Source organism: Streptomyces sp. NPDC048504 (assembly GCF_043200035.1).
Classification (GTDB): Bacteria; Actinomycetota; Actinomycetes; order Streptomycetales; family Streptomycetaceae; genus Streptomyces.
The window spans coordinates 442,843-459,974 of sequence record NZ_JBICXA010000001.1 but is presented as its reverse complement, the minus strand read 5'-3'; the positions used below and the strand labels follow the sequence as shown (position 1 = coordinate 459,974).

At 69.0% G+C, this 17,132-nt stretch carries 18 protein-coding genes; 7 read left to right on the top strand and 11 right to left on the bottom strand.

The window, feature by feature from the left end; genetic code table 11:
• Positions 1–131 precede the first annotated feature (131 nt).
• Positions 132–467 carry a hypothetical protein gene (locus ACGFY9_RS02155; RefSeq protein WP_393751032.1) on the bottom strand — a complete coding sequence of 112 codons (336 nt, stop codon included), beginning with the start codon at positions 465–467 and terminating at the stop codon, positions 132–134.
• Between the two features lie 5 nt (positions 468–472).
• Positions 473–634 (bottom strand): hypothetical protein, encoded by a 162-nt coding sequence (locus tag ACGFY9_RS02150; protein WP_393751030.1) that lies wholly within the window; start codon positions 632–634, stop codon positions 473–475.
• A 128-nt stretch (positions 635–762) separates the two neighbouring features.
• Here ACGFY9_RS02150 and ACGFY9_RS02145 point away from each other — a divergent pair, with 128 nt between their 5' ends.
• Together ACGFY9_RS02145 and ACGFY9_RS02140 are read left to right on the top strand one after the other, a co-directional pair.
• Positions 763–1,803: a helix-turn-helix transcriptional regulator gene (locus ACGFY9_RS02145; RefSeq protein WP_393751028.1), complete on the top strand. Its 1,041-nt coding sequence runs from the start codon at positions 763–765 to the stop codon at positions 1,801–1,803.
• Entirely contained in the window at positions 1,800–2,783 is a 984-nt protein-coding gene (locus ACGFY9_RS02140) for a helix-turn-helix transcriptional regulator (RefSeq protein ID WP_393751026.1), read from the top strand. Before ACGFY9_RS02145 ends, ACGFY9_RS02140 begins: the two co-directional genes overlap by 4 nt.
• Here ACGFY9_RS02140 and ACGFY9_RS02135 read toward each other — a convergent pair.
• Positions 2,746–3,807, bottom strand: a complete 1,062-nt coding sequence (locus tag ACGFY9_RS02135; protein WP_393751025.1) for a LuxR C-terminal-related transcriptional regulator — start codon at positions 3,805–3,807, stop codon at positions 2,746–2,748. The two genes, ACGFY9_RS02140 and ACGFY9_RS02135, sit on opposite strands and share 38 nt — an antisense overlap.
• A 262-nt stretch (positions 3,808–4,069) precedes the next feature.
• Between ACGFY9_RS02135 and ACGFY9_RS02130 the strand changes: the two genes are divergently transcribed.
• From ACGFY9_RS02130 to ACGFY9_RS02120, 3 genes are read left to right on the top strand one after another with little or no spacing between them, the layout of a single operon-like run.
• On the top strand, positions 4,070–5,617 hold the full coding sequence (locus ACGFY9_RS02130) for a circularly permuted type 2 ATP-grasp protein (RefSeq protein WP_393751023.1): 1,548 nt from the start codon (positions 4,070–4,072) through the stop codon (positions 5,615–5,617).
• Entirely contained in the window at positions 5,614–6,546 is a 933-nt protein-coding gene (locus tag ACGFY9_RS02125; RefSeq protein WP_388110794.1) for an alpha-E domain-containing protein, read from the top strand. Before ACGFY9_RS02130 ends, ACGFY9_RS02125 begins: the two co-directional genes overlap by 4 nt.
• A 1-nt stretch (position 6,547) precedes the next feature.
• Entirely contained in the window at positions 6,548–7,390 is an 843-nt protein-coding gene (locus ACGFY9_RS02120) for a transglutaminase N-terminal domain-containing protein (RefSeq protein WP_393751021.1), read from the top strand.
• 16 nt (positions 7,391–7,406) lie between these two features.
• On the opposite strand, the gene ACGFY9_RS02115 is transcribed toward ACGFY9_RS02120, so the two are convergent.
• Together ACGFY9_RS02115 and ACGFY9_RS02110 are read right to left on the bottom strand one after the other, a co-directional pair.
• Positions 7,407–8,054, bottom strand: a complete 648-nt coding sequence (locus tag ACGFY9_RS02115; RefSeq protein WP_393751019.1) for a Uma2 family endonuclease — start codon at positions 8,052–8,054, stop codon at positions 7,407–7,409.
• A 163-nt stretch (positions 8,055–8,217) separates the two neighbouring features.
• Positions 8,218–8,616, bottom strand: coding sequence for an ATP-binding protein (locus tag ACGFY9_RS02110; RefSeq protein WP_393751017.1), 399 nt, complete (start codon positions 8,614–8,616; stop codon positions 8,218–8,220).
• 227 nt (positions 8,617–8,843) lie between these two features.
• On the opposite strand from ACGFY9_RS02110, the gene ACGFY9_RS02105 reads away from it, so the two are divergent.
• Together ACGFY9_RS02105 and ACGFY9_RS02100 are read left to right on the top strand one after the other, a co-directional pair.
• Positions 8,844–9,725 carry a helix-turn-helix domain-containing protein gene (locus ACGFY9_RS02105; RefSeq protein ID WP_393751015.1) on the top strand — a complete coding sequence of 294 codons (882 nt, stop codon included), beginning with the start codon at positions 8,844–8,846 and terminating at the stop codon, positions 9,723–9,725.
• A 10-nt stretch (positions 9,726–9,735) separates the two neighbouring features.
• Positions 9,736–9,918, top strand: coding sequence for a DUF397 domain-containing protein (locus ACGFY9_RS02100; protein ID WP_393751013.1), 183 nt, complete (start codon positions 9,736–9,738; stop codon positions 9,916–9,918).
• A gap of 100 nt (positions 9,919–10,018) precedes the next feature.
• Here the strand turns inward: ACGFY9_RS02100 and ACGFY9_RS02095 are convergent, their stop codons facing one another.
• The 6 genes from ACGFY9_RS02095 to ACGFY9_RS02070 all read right to left on the bottom strand — a co-directional run bounded on the left by ACGFY9_RS02095 (position 10,019) and on the right by ACGFY9_RS02070 (position 16,924).
• Positions 10,019–11,125: a substrate-binding domain-containing protein gene (locus tag ACGFY9_RS02095; RefSeq protein ID WP_393751011.1), complete on the bottom strand. Its 1,107-nt coding sequence runs from the start codon at positions 11,123–11,125 to the stop codon at positions 10,019–10,021.
• 461 nt (positions 11,126–11,586) lie between these two features.
• Positions 11,587–12,039, bottom strand: coding sequence for a heat shock protein transcriptional repressor HspR (locus tag ACGFY9_RS02090; protein ID WP_033284884.1), 453 nt, complete (start codon positions 12,037–12,039; stop codon positions 11,587–11,589).
• A gap of 5 nt (positions 12,040–12,044) precedes the next feature.
• Positions 12,045–13,232, bottom strand: coding sequence for a molecular chaperone DnaJ (gene dnaJ / locus ACGFY9_RS02085; RefSeq protein WP_393751009.1), 1,188 nt, complete (start codon positions 13,230–13,232; stop codon positions 12,045–12,047).
• Positions 13,233–13,292: 60 nt separating this feature from the next.
• Positions 13,293–13,964, bottom strand: coding sequence for a nucleotide exchange factor GrpE (gene grpE, locus ACGFY9_RS02080; protein ID WP_393751007.1), 672 nt, complete (start codon positions 13,962–13,964; stop codon positions 13,293–13,295).
• Positions 13,961–15,805, bottom strand: a complete 1,845-nt coding sequence (dnaK, locus tag ACGFY9_RS02075) for a molecular chaperone DnaK (protein ID WP_393751005.1) — start codon at positions 15,803–15,805, stop codon at positions 13,961–13,963. Before dnaK ends, grpE begins: the two co-directional genes overlap by 4 nt.
• A 96-nt stretch (positions 15,806–15,901) precedes the next feature.
• On the bottom strand, positions 15,902–16,924 hold the full coding sequence (locus tag ACGFY9_RS02070) for an MraY family glycosyltransferase (protein WP_393751003.1): 1,023 nt from the start codon (positions 16,922–16,924) through the stop codon (positions 15,902–15,904).
• Between the last annotated feature and the right edge of the window lie 208 nt (positions 16,925–17,132).

Here is a 17,132-nt window from a genome sequence, read left to right as displayed (position 1 = left end):
CGCCCCCCCGCCGCCCCCCCCCCCCCCCCCCACCCCCCCCCCCCCCCCCCCCCCCCCCCCCCCCCCCCCCCCCCCCCCCCCCCGCTGCGGGGGGAAGCACCTGAGCGATCTTTTACGACGGGGGAATCGCGTCAGGCACTGCGGGGGGTGGCTGAGATGGTCTGGACGTCGGGGGCATCCGTTCCCACCAGCCGGTGGTCTCGCTGGTCAAGATTCACAAAGATCATTCCGTACCGGATGGCACATCGCACTGGCTGCGGCGCCCCCCGAGGCCGCCGCAGACACCGGTACGCCCGTACGTCCTCGTCCTCGTCCCGCGTCACGACGACCGGCTCACCGAACACGGTCACCATGAGCGAGTCACCGCTGTGGGGGATGGCGGTGGCCAGGTCGATGAAGTGCCAGCCGGAGCGGTAGGCCGTGGCCATTTCCCGGCGGAAGCTGCGGTCGTCGGGTGGGGTCGTCATCGTATTCAGTCCCACCTGCTGTCAAGGGGGTACACGAGTGTTTCGTCGGTGTCGGCCGCGACAGTCACAGACTGGCCACTACCCGCTCTGTGCGCGTCGCTCCTCACACCGGAGAGGCCGGCCAGCGTTCCGAAGGCCACAACGGCGGAGAAGGCGGCGACAAGCACCGAGCGAAGCATTCTGTTACGCATAGTCGGCTTCGTCCTCACTTGAAGGTCCCCTCTTCCCCCGTCCTGTAAGACGATGGCTTATTCAGGCACGTCATGGCCACACGATCGGTGCATCATGTTCCTGCATGTTCAGGACCCTGGGGGGTGGAGATTTGGTGACAAACGGGACTAAGGCGACACATCCCCACACGGTGACCGAACTGTGTGAGGAGGGTAACCGTCTCTACGCGAACGCCCTGCGTACAGGCCGCATCTCGCGGGGGGAGGTCGAACCCGCGCCCTGCCTGATGGAATTTGCCCTTCTTCATCCCGATCCTGACGACGCGAACTGGCTGCTTCCGCTTCCGCCGTCCGTCGCTCTGGCCCAACGGCTCAATCCCATTGAGCGGGAGATCACCGAGCAGCGGAGGCTGTCGATCTCGCTCGCCGAGGTCTTCGAACCGTTCATGGCGCTCAGCGCCCAGGAGACGGCCCCCGCCCACTCGATCACGGTGCTGGAGGGCCTCGACCGCATCAACGCGGCGCTCGACCTCGCGACCTCCCAGTGCCAGACCGAGATGCTCACCGTCCAGCCGAGCGGCCACCGCAGCCCCGAGAACAGGCTTCTGGAGGCCTTGGAGCGCGACAAGCCCATGGCCGAACGCGGAGTGCGGATCCGGACCCTCTACCAGCACACGGCCAGGTACAGCCCCGACCGGCTGGCCTACGTGGACCAGTTCGCCGACGGCAAGGTGGAGTACCGCACCATCGACGAACTCGTCGAGCGCCTCATCATCTGCGACGAGACCGTGGCCTTCATCCCCATCCGCGACGACCGGCAGGTGGCCCTGGAACTCCGGCACCCCGGTCTCGTCCGCTACCTGGTCAAGGTCTTCGAGTTCATGTGGGGCCGCGCGGTGCCGCTGAGCGCCGGCACTCCCTACGAGACCGACCCCGACGGCATCACCGACATCCAGCACTCCATCGCCAAGCTCCTCATCGAGGGCCACGTCGACGAGGCGATCGCCCGGCGCCTGGGCATGAACGTCCGTACCTGCCGCGCCCACATAGCCAAGCTCGCGACGGCTCTGGGCAGCGGCAGCCGCGCCCAGCTCGGCTTCCTCATAGCCCAGTCGGGGATGCTGAACCAGGATCACTCGACCCACGGAGGAGACAGCCACCCGTGACCGGAGCGCACACGCACGGGGCGGAGGATCTCTGTGCGCCGGGCCTGAGCCTGTACGTCCGCGCGCTGCGCGACGGGCGAGTGCGTGTCGAGGGTGCGGACGAGGCACCCTGCCTGACCGGCCTCGGACTGCTGCGGCCCGACATCGAGGACCCGCGCTGGCTGCGGCCGGTCGCGCCCGGCGCGGTGCTCCACCGGCTGCTGCGGAAGTCGGCGGAGCGCATCGCGGACGAGCGCCGCCGCGAGGAGCGCCTGGAGACCGTCTTCGGACCGCTGCTCCAGCTCGACGGCTCCCGTACGGCGGCCACGGACACCCCGATGATCACGGTCCTCGGTGACAAGGAACGCATCAACCAGGCCATCGAGGACGCCATGGCCGAGGCGACGCACGAACTTCTCTGCATCCAGCCCAACTCCAACTACCACACGCGGCAGGGCGAGACGGCCCAGGCCGTCGCCCTGAGCCGCGACCAGGCCGTGCTGGACCGCGGCGCCAGCATCCGCACCCTCTACCAGCACACCCAGCGGCACCTGCCGCTCGTCTTCGCCCGTTACGAGCAGCTGACCGGCGACACCCAGGCCCGCACGCTGGACGAGGTCACCGAGCGCACCATCATCGTCGACCGCACGGTCGCCTTCGTCCCCGCCAACAAGGACCGCACCCTCGCCCTCGAAATCCGCCACCCGGCCCTGGTGGAGTACTTCGCCACCACCTTCGACCGACTGTGGCGGCTGGCCACCCCCCTGTACCCGCAAGCGGTCCGGCAACCGTCCCTCAACGGCATCACCGCCCGCCAGAGAGCCATAGCCGCCCTCCTCATAGAGGGCCACACCGACGCCGTCATAGCCGACCGCCTCGGCATGAACATCCGCACCGCCCGCGTCCACATAGCCAAACTCGCCGCCACCCTCGGCAGCGAGAGCCGGGCCCAACTCGGCTATCTCATCGGGCAGTCGGGGATTCTCGATCCGCCGGGGTGAGCTGGACGGGGACGTCCGGCAGGCGGGACGGGGCGCCGTCCAGGCCGGCTTGGGCTATGCGCACGCCCAGTTGGGTACGGCTCGCCGCGCCCAGGGTCTCCGACAGGCGGGCGATGTGGGCGCGGCACGTCCGCACGCTGATGCCGAGCCGTTCCGCGATCACCGCGTCCTGGTGGCCGTCCGCGAGCAGGGCGGCGATGGACTGTTCGCGGTGCGAGATGCCCTCGATGCCGGTGTCCGGCAGGGCGGCCGCGACCGGGATCGCGAGGCGCCACAGGCGGTCGAAGACCGTGACGAAGTAGTCGATCAGCGCCGGGTGGCGCAGTTCCAGGGCCATCGTGTGGTCGGCGTTGGCGGGGATGAAGGCGACGGTGCGGTCGAAGAGGATCAGGCGGTCGACGACCTCGTCGAGCGTCCTCGCCTCCACCGTGTCGCCCATCAACTCCAGGTAGTTGAGCAGGCCTTGACCGTGCCGGGCCACGTGGGTGTACAGGTCGCGCATCCGTACCCCGCGGGCGCGCAGGGCGAGCGCCCGGTGCAGGCCCTCCGTGAGTTCCGGCTCGCGGCGGATGCCGCCGGGCTGGACGGTGAGGACCTCGCTGGTGCAGGCCTCCGTCGCGTCGTCCATCGCCGCCTGGATCCGGGACAGGCCGTCCAGGACGCGGATCGCGGCGCCGCCCTCCAGCGTCGCCGACGCCATCGCGGACGCCTGGATACGGCGGCCGAGACCGGCGTACCACTCGAAGGCGGCGACCGCCGAACCCACCCGCCGGTGGCTCTCGCTGACCTCGTCGTAGACCCCGCGCAGCAGCCGGGTCATGACCTCCTGCGGGGCGGTGGGGACCAGCCAGTCCATGTCGTCGGGGTCGGGGTGGAGGAGGGCCAGCTCCAGCAGGCACGGCACCGGTTCGGCGTCCGTGCGCGGTACACGGCCCCGCCGTACGGCCCGGGAGTACACGCGGTCCCCGGCGTCGCAGAGTCGGTCAGCACCGTGTGGATGCTCGTCCGTCCCGTGCCCGGCCATCGCCCATCCCACCCCCGGTTCCCGGCTCTTTGCAGCGCAACTATGCGCGGACCGGTCCTGCTCCGCAACACGGCTCCCCCTCGAACAGCCCCCGAAAACCGCCGATATCAACCGCTATCTACCGGCCTCCGTGCCTCGCCTTGCAACAAGCTGGGGGGTGTCCGGCCAGTAGCACCGAGTCCCTCGCCGTATCACTTTTCGCGTGAGCTGCCGGAAATCACTCAGAGATCGCCGTGTTACGTATCGCACTTAACGTCCCCTCATGGCGGACATATTTGACGCATACGCATTGGCCGATGCGTGGGACGAGATGTTTGTGCGGCCGGGTGAGGTCAGAACCGCCTACGAGCCGGTACTGGCGGCACTCCAGCCCATCGAGCCGAGTGAACTGCGCTTCCGCGCGGACCAGATGGCCCGCGCGTTCACCGACCGCGGCGTGACCTACGCCTTCGCGGGCGAGGAACGGCCCTGGCCCCTGGACCTGGTGCCCCGGATCATCGACGCGCTGGAGTGGGATCTCATCCAGCGCGGGGTGGCGCAGAGAGTGCGGGCCCTGGAGGCCTATCTCTCCGACGCCTACTCCCACTGCCGTGCCTTCGAGGACGGTGTCGTGCCCTGGCGGCTGCTCCTCAACTCGGCCCATTTCCATCGGGCCGCGCAAGGAGTCGAGCCACCGGGCGGGGTCCGCATCCACGTCGCCGGCATCGACCTCGTGCGCGACGAGGCCGGCGACATCCGGGTGCTGGAGGACAACGTGCGGGTGCCGAGTGGAGTGTCGTACGTCATCGAGAACCGGCGCGCGATGACGCGGATCTTCCCCTCCCTCTTCGCCGAGCAGCACGTGGTCCCCGTCGACGGGTACGCGCAGAAGCTGCTCTCCGCCCTCCGGGCCGCCGCGCCCGCCGGGACGCAGGACCCCCGGGTCGTGGTCCTCACCCCGGGACCGGGGAACGCCGCCTACTTCGAACACGCCCTGCTCGCCCGGCTGATGGGTGTGCAGCTGGTGGTGGGACACGACCTCACCTGCCGCAACAACCGGGTGTGGATGCGGACCACGCGCGGCGAGGTGCCCGTCCATGTCGTATACCGGCGGCTCGACGACGACTTCCTCGACCCGCTGCACTTCCGCCCCGACTCGGTGATCGGCTGCCCCGGCATCATGAACGCCGCGCAGGCCGGGAACGTCACACTCGCGAACGCGGTCGGCAACGGGATCGCCGACGACAAGCTCCTCTACACCTACGTCCCCGACCTCATCCGCTACTACCTCTCAGAGGAACCGATTCTCCCCAACGTGGAGTCCTACCGCCCCGACGAGCCGGGCCAGTTGGAGGCGGTCCTCGACCAGATCGGCCAGCTGGTCGTGAAGCCCGTGGACGGCGCGGGCGGCATGGGCATCGTCATCGGTCCCAAGGCGGACGCGAAGACCCTCGAACGCACTCGCAAAGCCGTCGCCGCCGACCCGCGCGGCTGGATCGCCCAGCGCCCGGTCGCCCTGTCCACCTCCCCCACCCTCGCGGGCGAACGCATGGCACCGCGCCACATCGACCTGCGCCCGTTCGCCGTGAACGACGGCACCGACGTCTGGGTGCTGCCCGGCGGCCTCACCCGCGTCGCCCTCCAGGAGGGCAACCTGATCGTCAACTCCAGCCAGGGCGGCGGCTCCAAGGACACCTGGGTGCTCGCGGAGGGCCCCGCCGAACAGCCCGGGCAGATGCCCCTGGACGGCGAACTGCCCGAGGTGGCACCCCGCCAGCTCGGCCCCGACGGCAACCCCACGGCCGCACAGGAAGGGGCGCAGCAGCAGTGAACGACGTGATCCTCTCCCGGATAGCCGAGGCCCTGACGTGGACGGGCCGTTATGTCGAGCGCGCCGACAACACCGGGCGCATCCTCGACGCCTATCTGCACCGACTGCTGGAGGACCCCTGGCGCGACGAGGACGTGGCCTGCCGGTCGCTGTACGCGATCCTCGGGGTCGACGCGGGCGGCGAACGCGTCGACATGCAGCAGGTGTTGGACCAGCTCGCCTTCGACGCCCGGTCCACCTGTTCCATCGAGGGCGCGCTCGGCGCCGCCCGCCTCAACGCCCGCAGCGCCCGGGAAGCCGTCTCCTCGGAGATGTGGGAGTGCCTCAACTCCACCTGGCACGCCCTGGCCGACCAACGCCTCGCGGCCCGCCGTACGGGCCCCTACGCGTATCTCGAACTCGTGCGCAGACGCGCCGCGTTGTTCTTCGGCCTCGCCGACTCCACGATGAGCCGCGACGACAGCTGGCGTTTCGTCGTCCTCGGCCGCAGCCTTGAACGGGTGGACATGACCGTACGGCTGCTGTCGGTACGGGTGCTGGACGCGGCGCACGCGCCCGACTGGCCGACGCTGCTGAGCGCTTCGGGCGCCGACGAGGCGTACGCGCGCGTGTACGGCGGCTTCGGGGACACCCCGCGCGTGGCCGAATTCCTGCTGCTGGACCGGGACTTCCCGCGCTCGGCGCTGCACGCGCTGACGACGGCCGAGGAGTGCCTCACCGCGCTCGGCCGCCAACGCCAGGACCCCGCGCGCCGCCCCATCGGCCGCCTCCGCACCCGTCTCGAATACCTGGACTCGCACGCCTTGGAAGAGCAACTGCCCGCCCTCCTCAAGGACTTGCAGCACGCCTGCATGGACTCGGCGGAGGCGGTCGCGGAGTTGTTCTTCCCGTACCAGGGGCCCGTCGAGTGGGCCCAGGAAGGAGCCTGAGATGACCCGTAGGCTTCGCATCCGCCACACCACCCGCGTGTCGTACGCCCAGGCGGCGGTGTCTTCCCACAACGAGGTGAGGATGACCCCGCTCACGCTCCCCGGCCAGACGACACTGGACGCGCGGGTGACCGTCAACCCCACGACCCCCACCTGGTCGTACTGGGACTACTGGGGCACCCAGGTCACCGGCTTCGACCTGATGGACCCGCACGCGGACCTCACGATCACCGCGTCGAGCCTGGTCGAGACGTCCCCGCCGGAGCCGCTCGGCCCCTCCCCCGCCTGGCAGGAGGTGACCGAACGGACCACGAACTCACGCCTGTTGGAGTTCATCGGCCCCACGGTCCGTACGACGGTCCCGCCCAAGCTGCTGAAGAAGGCCCGCAAGGCGGCCGCAGGACTCGACCCGCACGGGACGGCGATCGCGGTCTCCGCGCTGGTCGCCGACCGGGTGGCCTACCTCCCCGGCGTCACCGGCGTGAACACGTCGGCCACCGAGGCCTGGGAACAGGGCGCCGGCGTATGCCAGGACATCGCCCATGTGACCATCGCCCTGCTGCGGGGGCTCGGTCTGCCCACGCGCTACGTCTCCGGCTATCTCCACCCCGAGCGCGAGGCGGAGCTGCACCGCCCGGTGGCCGGCCAGAGCCACGCCTGGATCGAGTACTGGGCCGGCGACTGGTGCGGCTACGACCCCACCAACCGGACCCGGCCCGACGAGTCCCATGTGGTGGTCGGGCGGGGGCGTGACTACGACGACGTGACTCCGCACAAGGGGATCTACCGGGGGGTGGCGGGCGGACCGCCGGAGGTGACGGTGGAGTTCACGCGGGTGGCGTAGTCCGAGCCGCCCCGTCTCAGCCCCGCTTGGGGCCGGTGATCGCCTCGCCGATCAGGAAGCCCTTGGCGGGGCCTTCGGGGATGGTGACCTCGGTGCCGTAGGGGACGCGGTGGATGTCCTCCCAGTCGGCCTTGTCGGGGCGGGGGCCGGTGAAGAGGGTCACGGCGCCCTGACCGTCGTAGTCGTCGATGAGGACGTACATGGGGATGCCGGCGCGGGCGTACTCGCGGCGCTTGCGGATGCGGTCGCGGTCCTGGTCGGTCTTGCCGGGGGAGACGACTTCGATGACTATGTGCACCGAGTCGGCCCTGACCCCCATGTCTTCCTCGTCACCGCATGGCTCCGTATCCTCCGGGGCTACGAAGGCATCCGGGATCCACGCCTTGCGCTTGTGGATCAGGTTCACATCCTGATGGCAGGCGTACTCGCTTCCGTCCAGGAACTTGTCCAGGGCCCTGCGCACGCGATTGGCGATCTGGCCGTGCGAACGGCGACCTGTGGGCGACACCTCGATGGCTCCCTCGATGATCTCGGCGCGGTAGCCCTCGGGGAGTTCCATGGCCTTCCAGACCTGCCACAGGCCCTCGTCCGGGTCGGACATGTTCAGGAATTCAGCCTGAGCGTCGGACATGGTCTCGGGCCTCTCATGTGCGAGCGCGGTCAAGGTGGCACCTCCTCCTCAAGTGTGGGCTGGGTGTGCTCTGGGCACAAGCAACGCGATCACGGTAGTGCGGCGATGGGCCTGACCAGGAGAGATCCCTTGGGCTCACCCGTTCGAGCGAGGAAAAAACGATCCACCGCCCCCGCCCAGCTCGAACCACACTCCCTTAGCGAACCGCCCCGCCCTCTCGCCCGCGACGCCCCACGTGTCCGCCATCTCCTCGACGAGGGCGAGCCCCCCGCCCCCAGCACGCGATCGCCCCGGCTGCGGAACGGGTGACGACCGGCGGGTCCGGACTCTCGTCGAAGACGCTGACCCGGAGACGGCCCGGGCCGAGCCGGAGGCGGATCATCGCGGAACCCTTCGTGTGCAGGTGGACGTTGGTGACGAGTTCCGAGGTGCACAACGCCGCCGGCATGACGAGGGGTTCGCGGTCGTGGGTGAAGAGGACGGCGCGTACGAAGTCCCTGCAGACGCGGGGTGCGGTGGCGTCGGCGGGGGCGAAGAGGCTGTAGTCGTGGGTGAGTTGGGCGAGGCGGTGGGGTGCGCGGCGGGCCGGGTCCATGAGGACGACTCCTGTCTGTGAGGGGTCCGAGCCCGGCGATGGCGTCGCCCGCGGGGCGCGGGTGCTCTGTCGGCTTATGGGCAGGGGGAGTTGAGCGGTTTCGGTGCGTGACCGATGCCGCACTCAAGGTAGCGCGCAAGGTATTTCATTAACAACCTAATCGCCGAATCGGTGGACCAACTCCCACCGCCAGGGCAGACTTTGGATACGCCGACGAGGAGAGACGCGTGGGACTACGCACCACAATCAGCGAGCGCCAGCGGCGACTCGGCTTCGAGCTCAAACACCTGCGCGAACAGGCAGGGTTGGCGGGCGGTGAAGCAGCCGAGCGGATCGGCATGGGCCGCGTTCAGCTGAGCCAGATCGAGACGGGCAAGACCACCGTCCTGACCCCACGACTCCGTGAGCTCTGCGACCTCTACGGTTGTACAGATAAGGCATATATCGAGGCCTTGGTCGCCATGTCCGAGGCGACCGGCAAGGGCTGGTGGAGCGCCTACAAGAAGCGCCGCAGCCTGGACGCGCTCAACACGGCCGAGCTGGAAGCGAGTTGCACGGCCCTTCGAATGCACCAGTCGATGTTGATCCCGGGGCTCTTCCAGACGGCCGACTACGCCCGAGCCATCTTCGCCACTCCCGGCCTGGGCTTTGAACGAAGCGAAGGCGCCCTGGAGTTCCGTATGGAGCGACAGCGGGTACTCACCCGCGAGAACCCGCCCACTGTGCATGCCGTGATCCACGAGTCCGCTCTGCACCTGCGGTTCGGCGGAGTCAACGTGGTCCGAGAGCAGTTGCTGCACCTCATCGAACTGGCGCGGCTGCCCAACGTCACCATCCAGATCTATCCGTTCACCGCCCAGGCACACCCCGCCCTCAGCGGCAACTTCGTCCACGCCGTCCCAGACGTTCCGGAGTTGGGCACCGTACTGCTCGAACTACCCCTCGGCCTCACATACTTGGGCGACAGGCAGAGCCTGGCCCGGTACGAAGCGCTGTTCCGGTACCTGTCGGAGAACGCCCTCGCCCCCGTCGACGTATCGTTGGCCCCGGAAACACACTCGGTGAAGGACTCGCTGGCACTCATCCAGCATGTGCTCTACACCCTCTAGGGAGGCCCCGATGACTGAACTCGCCTGGCAGAAGTCGACCTTCAGCGGCGGCCCCGAGGGCGAGTGCCTCTACGTCGCCACCGCCCCCGACAAAACGATCCGCCTCCGCGAGAGCGACACCCCGGACGTCACCCTCGCCGCCGCCCCCGAGGGCCTCGCCGCCCTGCTGCGGCACCTCAAGTCCCGCGGCTGAGTCCGGCGAGGTACCCGCCGCCGGAGTCGCGTACGCGGGCGGCTACGGCGTCCCGGACACCGTCGAGGCGCCCGGCCGGAGCCGATCTGCTTCAGCCGGCCTACTTCAGTCCGATGGACGAGCACGCGGACTTGTAGTCGGCCGTGCAGATGTCGGAGATCTTGTAGATCCCGTCCGCGACCACCGTCGTCTTGATGTTGTCCTGCGTCAGCGCGACCACGGACACCAGCTGCGAGGGGATCTTCTTGTTCGTTGGGCTGTCGACCGTGTCACGGGTCAGGGCGTCGAACTCGATGTCCCTGCCCTGGACCTTGGCGACCGCGATCTTCGCGGCGGCCTCGGCGAGGTCGGGGTACGGCTTGTAGACGCTCATGTACTGCTCGCCGGTGACGATCCGCTGCACGGCGGTGAGTTCGGCGTCCTGGCCGGTGACGGGCGGGATCTTCGTCAGGCCCGACGCCTTCAGGGCCTTGATGATGCCGCCGGCCATCGCGTCGTTGGCGGAGTACACCGCGGCGATGTTGTTCTTGCCGAGCTTTCCGATCGCCTCGGTCATCTCCTGCTGGGCGATGACCGGGTCCCAGGCCTTGGTGTTGTAGCTCTCGGCGATCGTCACCTTGCCCTGCAGCTCGGACAGCGCCCCGCCCTTGAACACCGCGGCGTTGGGGTCGGTCGGCGAGCCGTTGATCATGACGATCTTGTCGGAGGTGTCCACGTTGCTGCCCAGCGCCTCGACCAGCGAGCGGCCCTGCACCTCGCCGACGAGTTCACCGTCGAAGGAGACGTACGCGTCGATCGGGCCCTCGGCCAGCCGGTCGTAGGCGATGACCGGGATGCCGGCGGTCTTGGCCTTCTTCACCATGGTCCGGATGGCGTGCGAGTCGACGGCGTCGAGCACGATGATGTCGACCTTCTCGTCGATCATCTTCTGCATCTGCTTGTCCTGCGTGGCCGCGACGCCGCCGGCGTTCTCGTACTCGGCCTTGCCCTTGTTCGCGGTGAGTTCCTGGATCTTCGCCTTCATGATCGGGTAGTCGAACTCCGCGTACCGCGTGTTCGTCTTCTCCGGCATGAGCACCCCCACCGTGATGTCGTTGCCCTTCGCCGGAGTCGCGTCCGTGCTGCTCCCCGACGAGTTGAGCACGCCACAGGCGGCCAGGGGGAGGGCCAGCGAGGACGCGGCCACGGATATGGCGATACGACGCATTGGGAGCTCACTTCTGGTGCCGTGCGGACGTGGGTGCAGCATTGCAACCCAGGTGACTGAAAAGCCAACGCGGCCGCGACCACCGGCGTCAAGCGGAACTACTTAACGAGATGGCAACGCCACGTTCCGTTTGGTATGTGGAGACGCTGCGGAACCCCATCCAAACGCTCTTTACGGACCCTCCACTCAACGGGAGTTCATGAACGGGCAAAGATAAGCACAACCAACTCCCGTCTTCACAAGTCGTGATCGGCAACGGCCATGTGCCGCCGCGACCGATCCGACAGGGGACCGCATGAACCCAGCCAGACACACGACGGCCGTCGCCGGAGCGTGACGCGGGACTTCGGTTCCGCCCGCGACAGGCGGGCAACGAGTCCAGGGGCACCGCCTCATCACTCGACGCGCGCGAAGGGGCCCGGAGACATCGGTCTCCGGGCCCCTTCACATGTACGTGGACGTCAGTCCGAAGACTGCTGCCGCTTCGGCCGCCACACCACCAGCGCGCTGGTCTGCTGGACCTCCTGGTACGGGACCAGGTCGCGCCGGTACGACGCGTGCACCGCGGCCTCGCGCTGCTGCATCGTGGCCGCCGCGCCCTCGACCGCCGACTGGAGCTCGGCGACACGCTGCTGGAGCGCGACGACCTGGTTCTCCAGCTCGATGATGCGCTTGATGCCGGCCAGGTTGATGCCCTCGGTCTGCGACAACTGCTGGACGGTGCGCAGCAGTTCGATGTCGCGGGCCGAGTAGCGCCGGCCGCGCCCGGCCGTGCGGTCCGGGGAGACCAGGCCGAGGCGGTCGTACTGGCGCAGCGTCTGCGGGTGCAGGCCGGAGAGCTGGGCCGCCACCGAGATGACGTAGACCGGGGTCTCCTCGGTCAGCTCGTACGGGTTGCGTCGACGGCCGTCCATCACTCTCATGCTCCCTTCGCGGCCTGGAACAGCTCCGCCCGCGGGTCCTCGCCCGCGGTCGCCTCTCGATACGCCTCCAGTGCGTCACGAGCATTCCCCGTGACGTCCTTCGGGACACTCACCTCGACCGTGACGAGGAGATCGCCCCGGGTGCCGTCCTTGCGGACCGCGCCCTTGCCGCGGGCGCGCATTGTCCGGCCGTTGGGCGTGCCCGGGGGCAGCTTCAGCGTCACCGGGGGCCCGCCCAGGGTGGGCACCCTGACCTCGCCGCCCAGTGCCGCCTCGGCGAACGTCACCGGGACCGTCACCGTGAGGTTGTCGTCCTTGCGGCCGAACACGGGGTGCGCGTCGACGTGCACCATGACGTACAAGTCGCCTGCGGGACCGCCCCGTTCGCCCGGTGCGCCCTTGCCGCGGAGCCGGATGCGCTGGCTGTCCGTGACCCCCGCGGGGATCCGGACCTGCATGGTCCGGGAGGACTTGGCGCGCCCGCTGCCCTTGCACTCGATGCACGGGTGCTCGGCGATCAGGCCGCGGCCCTTGCAGTCCGGGCACGGGTCCGTGAGCGAGAAGCCGCCGCCGGAGCCGCGCGCCACCTGGCCGGTGCCGACGCAGGTCGGGCACACGCGCGGTGTGCCGTTCTTGTCGCCGGTGCCCGAACAGGCCTTGCAGGGCTGCTGCGAGGACATCCGCAGCGGGACCGTGGCTCCTTCGATGGCCTCCGTGAAGCTGAGCGTGACCTCGGACTCGATGTCCTGGCCGCGCCTGGGCTGCGTACGGGTCGTGCCCGTGCCGCCGCGGTTGAACAGGCCCCCGAAGACGTCACCGATCCCGCCGCCGAAGCCGCCGGCACCCCCGGCGCCTCCGCCCTGGGCGCCGCCTCCGAAGAGGTCGCCCAGGTCGAAGTTGAAGTTGCCGCCGCCCGCGCCGCCCGGCCCCGGGCGGAAGCCGCCGTTGCCGAACAGTGCGCGGGCCTCGTCGTACTCCTTGCGCTTCTTGGGGTCACCGAGGATGTCGTTGGCCTCGGAGATCTCCTTGAAGCGCTCCTCGGCCTTGGCGTTGCCCTTGTTGGCGTCCGGGTGGAACTCGCGGGCGAGCTTCCGGTACGCCTTCTTGATCTCGGCCTCGGTGGCGTCCTTGGGGACGCCGAGGACCTTGTAGTAGTCCTTCTCGATGAAGTCCTTGGTGCTCATCCTCGACGTCCCTCCTTTCCTTTGGTGCTACTCCCCTTGCGGGTCCCGTGGGTTGCGATGTCAGCCCTCGTCCGGGCCACCGCTCTCCTTGTCGTCGTCCGCGGTCTCGGCGGCGTCCGAGGACTCCGCCTTGCCGGTCTGCGCGGCGCCGGGCTGCGGCTCCGCGACCGCCACCCGCGCGGGGCGGATGGTGCGCTCGCCGATGCGATACCCGGGCTGCAGGATCGCCACGCAGGTCGTCTCCGTGACGTCCGGCGCGTACGAGTGCATCAGGGCCTCGTGGATCGTCGGGTCGAAGGGCTCGCCCTCCTTGCCGAACTGCTGCAGTCCCATCTTCGCCGCGGCGGTCTCCAGCGACTCGGCCACCGACTTGAAACCGCCGACGAGTTCACCGTGTTCCCGCGCGCGGCCGATGTCGTCGAGCGTGGGCATCAGCTCGGTCAGGAGGTTCGCCACGGCGATCTCCTTGACCGCGATGCGGTCCCGCTCGACCCGGCGGCGGTAGTTCTGGAACTCGGCCTGGAGCCGCTGGAGGTCCGCGGTGCGCTCTTCGAGCGCCTTGCGCACCTGGTCCAGCTGGGCCGTCAGACCGGCGATCTGTGCACTTGCGTCCCCTGCCGGGGCCGCCCCCTCCCCCGTGGAGGGGGAGGCGGCCTTCGGCTCGGCGTCTTCGGGGGTGGCGCCGGAGGGGACGTCGGGCTTCTCGTCGAAGCCCGGGGTCTCCTCCGTCACGCGGCACCGTCCTTGCGCTCGTCGTCCACGATCTCGGCGTCCACCACGTCGTCGTCCGCCTTGGGAGCCTCGGCGCCCGGGGCGTCGCCGCCCGCGGCCTGCGTGGCCTGGGCGTCGGCGTACATGGCCTGGCCGACCTTCTGCGAGACCGCGGCGACCTTCTCGGTGGCGGTGCGGATCTCGGCGGTGTCCTCACCCTTGAGCGCGGCCTTCAGCTCCTCGACGGCGGCCTCGACCTCGGTCTTGACCTCGCCGGGGACCTTGTCCTCGTTGTCCTTGAGGAACTTCTCCGTCTGGTAGACGAGCTGCTCGCCCTGGTTGCGGGACTCGGCGGCCTCGCGGCGGCGGTGGTCCTCGTCCGCGTACTGCTCGGCCTCCTGGCGCATGCGGTCGACCTCGTCCTTCGGCAGCGAGGAGCCGCCGGTGACGGTCATCTTCTGCTCCTTGCCGGTGCCGAGGTCCTTGGCCGTGACGTGCATGATGCCGTTGGCGTCGATGTCGAAGGAGACCTCGATCTGCGGGACACCGCGCGGGGCCGGCGGCAGACCGGTCAGCTCGAACATCCCGAGCTTCTTGTTGTACGCCGCGATCTCGCGCTCGCCCTGGTAGACCTGGATCTGCACGGAGGGCTGGTTGTCCTCGGCGGTGGTGAAGATCTCGGACCGCTTGGTCGGGATCGTGGTGTTGCGCTCGATGAGCTTGGTCATGATCCCTCCCTTGGTCTCGATGCCGAGGGACAGCGGGGTCACGTCGAGGAGCAGGACGTCCTTGACCTCGCCCTTGAGGACACCGGCCTGGAGGGACGCGCCGATGGCGACGACCTCGTCCGGGTTGACGCCCTTGTTGGCGTCCTTGCCGCCGGTCAGCTCGCGCACGATCTCCGCGACGGCCGGCATACGGGTGGAGCCACCGACGAGGACGACGTGGTCGATCTCGTTGATGGAGATGCCGGCGTCCTTGATGACGTTGTGGAACGGCGTCTTGCAGCGCTCCAGCAGGTCGGCCGTCAGCTGCTGGAACTGGGCCCGGGTGAGCTTCTCGTCCAGGTGCAGCGGGCCCTCGGCGGACGCCGTGATGTAGGGCAGGTTGATCGAGGTCTCGGTGGAGCTCGACAGCTCGATCTTGGCCTTCTCGGCAGCCTCGCGCAGACGCTGCAGGGCCATCTTGTCCTTGCCCAGGTCCACGCCGTGGCCGGACGCGAACTGCTTCACCAGGTAGTCGACGACCCGCTGGTCCCAGTCGTCACCACCGAGGTGGTTGTCGCCGTTCGTGGCCTTCACCTCGACGACGCCGTCGCCGATCTCCAGGAGGGACACGTCGAAGGTGCCACCGCCGAGGTCGAAGACGAGGATCGTCTGGTCGTCCTTGTCGAGGCCGTACGCCAGCGCCGCGGCGGTCGGCTCGTTCACGATGCGCAGGACGTTCAGGCCCGCGATCTCGCCGGCCTCCTTCGTCGCCTGGCGCTCGGAGTCGTTGAAGTAGGCCGGGACGGTGATGACCGCGTCCGTGACCTTCTCGCCCAGGTAGGCCTCGGCGTCGCGCTTCAGCTTCTGCAGGATGAAGGCGCTCATCTGCTGCGGGTTGAAGTTCTTCCCGTCGAGCTCGATCTTCCAGTCCGTGCCCATGTGGCGCTTCACGGAACGGATGGTCCGGTCAACGTTCGTGACCGCCTGGCGCTTGGCCACCTCTCCGACGAGCACCTCGCCGTTCTTGGCGAAGGCGACGACGGACGGCGTGGTCCTGGCGCCCTCTGCGTTGGTGATGACGGTGGGCTCGCCGCCTTCAAGAACGCTGACGACGGAGTTAGTCGTGCCCAGGTCGATGCCGACCGCACGTGCCATGGTTGATTCCTCCAGCAATGACTTGAGTGGAACGGACTCAAGTGTGCACGACACTCACCGCTGGGTCAACAGAGCTGAGTCGACCAGGCTCAACTCTTATCCGTTCCTTACACGCAACTGGCCCCTGACCTGCGTGGACGCGGCACGCCGCACCCCGTAGACAGTGACTTTAAGCAGTCCGAACACGACGACCAGGGCCGCGCCCGCCACCCACACGACGGCGGATTCGCCCACCCACCCGTTGTGCACGAGCACCCCGACGAGCACTCCGGAGAACCCGCCGACCCCCAGGACCACCACCGCTCCTTGCGGAGTGAGCCCCAACCGCCGCAGCCGATGGGCGAGATGATCGGGCCCTCCCCGCAACAACGCCCGCCCGGCCAGCCGTCGCGACAGCAGCACCAGTACGGCATCGGCACTGGCGACCGCGGTCAGCGCGAACAACACCCCCGCACTGGACGCGAACCCGCGCCCCACCTGCGTGACCACGGCGGCCGAGGCGAGCACGAACCCCGTGAACAGCGACCCGCACGCGCCGAGCGCGATCCGCGCGGGATGCCAGTTGTGCATCAGGAACCCGGTGAGCGCGGCGGCCAGCACACTGAGCAACACCGCGAACCCGTCCATCACTTCCATCGCGGCACAGGCCCCGACCCCGAAGGCGGTGACCACCCCCACGGTCCCGGCCAGCCCGTCTGCGTGATCGAGCCCCTTGAAGGCACCGGCGACGAACACGATCCAGACCGCCGCCAGCAGCCCGCCGGGCACCCCGATCTCCCCGTACGGCACGACACAGGCCGCCGCGACAGCCGTACCGAGGACGAGGAACCGCGTCTTCAGCCGCCACACATCGGCGACGAGCCCGAGCACGGCCACGGCGGACCCGGCGCCCAGCAGTCCGCCGACCCCGTCACCGAGGGGCGCGACGCCGGTCCAGTCGCACGCCCAGGTCACCGATACGACGGCGAGCACGACGGCCAGTCCCCCGAGCAGCGGCACCGGTCGCGTCCGGCGCCGCCGGTCTACGAGGCCGGCCTTGAGGGCGGGCACCCGGAGCAGGGCGGCGAGGACGGCGGCGAGGAGCAGGGCGGTCGTGGCGGCGAGAATCCCGTAGAGCACGAATCCAAATTAGACGCAGATGTACCAATTCAGTATGAATAACACGATCAGACCGTAACAAGCTTGGGAACAAGCCCGGAGCAGGCCTTTTTAGGCGACCCTCAGCGACACACATCACCGCACGGCTGGCTACAGTGCGACGCAAGATAGGGGTAGTCTCGGTCGAACCGATTAAGTTACCGCTTAGTAATGTGCTGAGCGGTAGTGC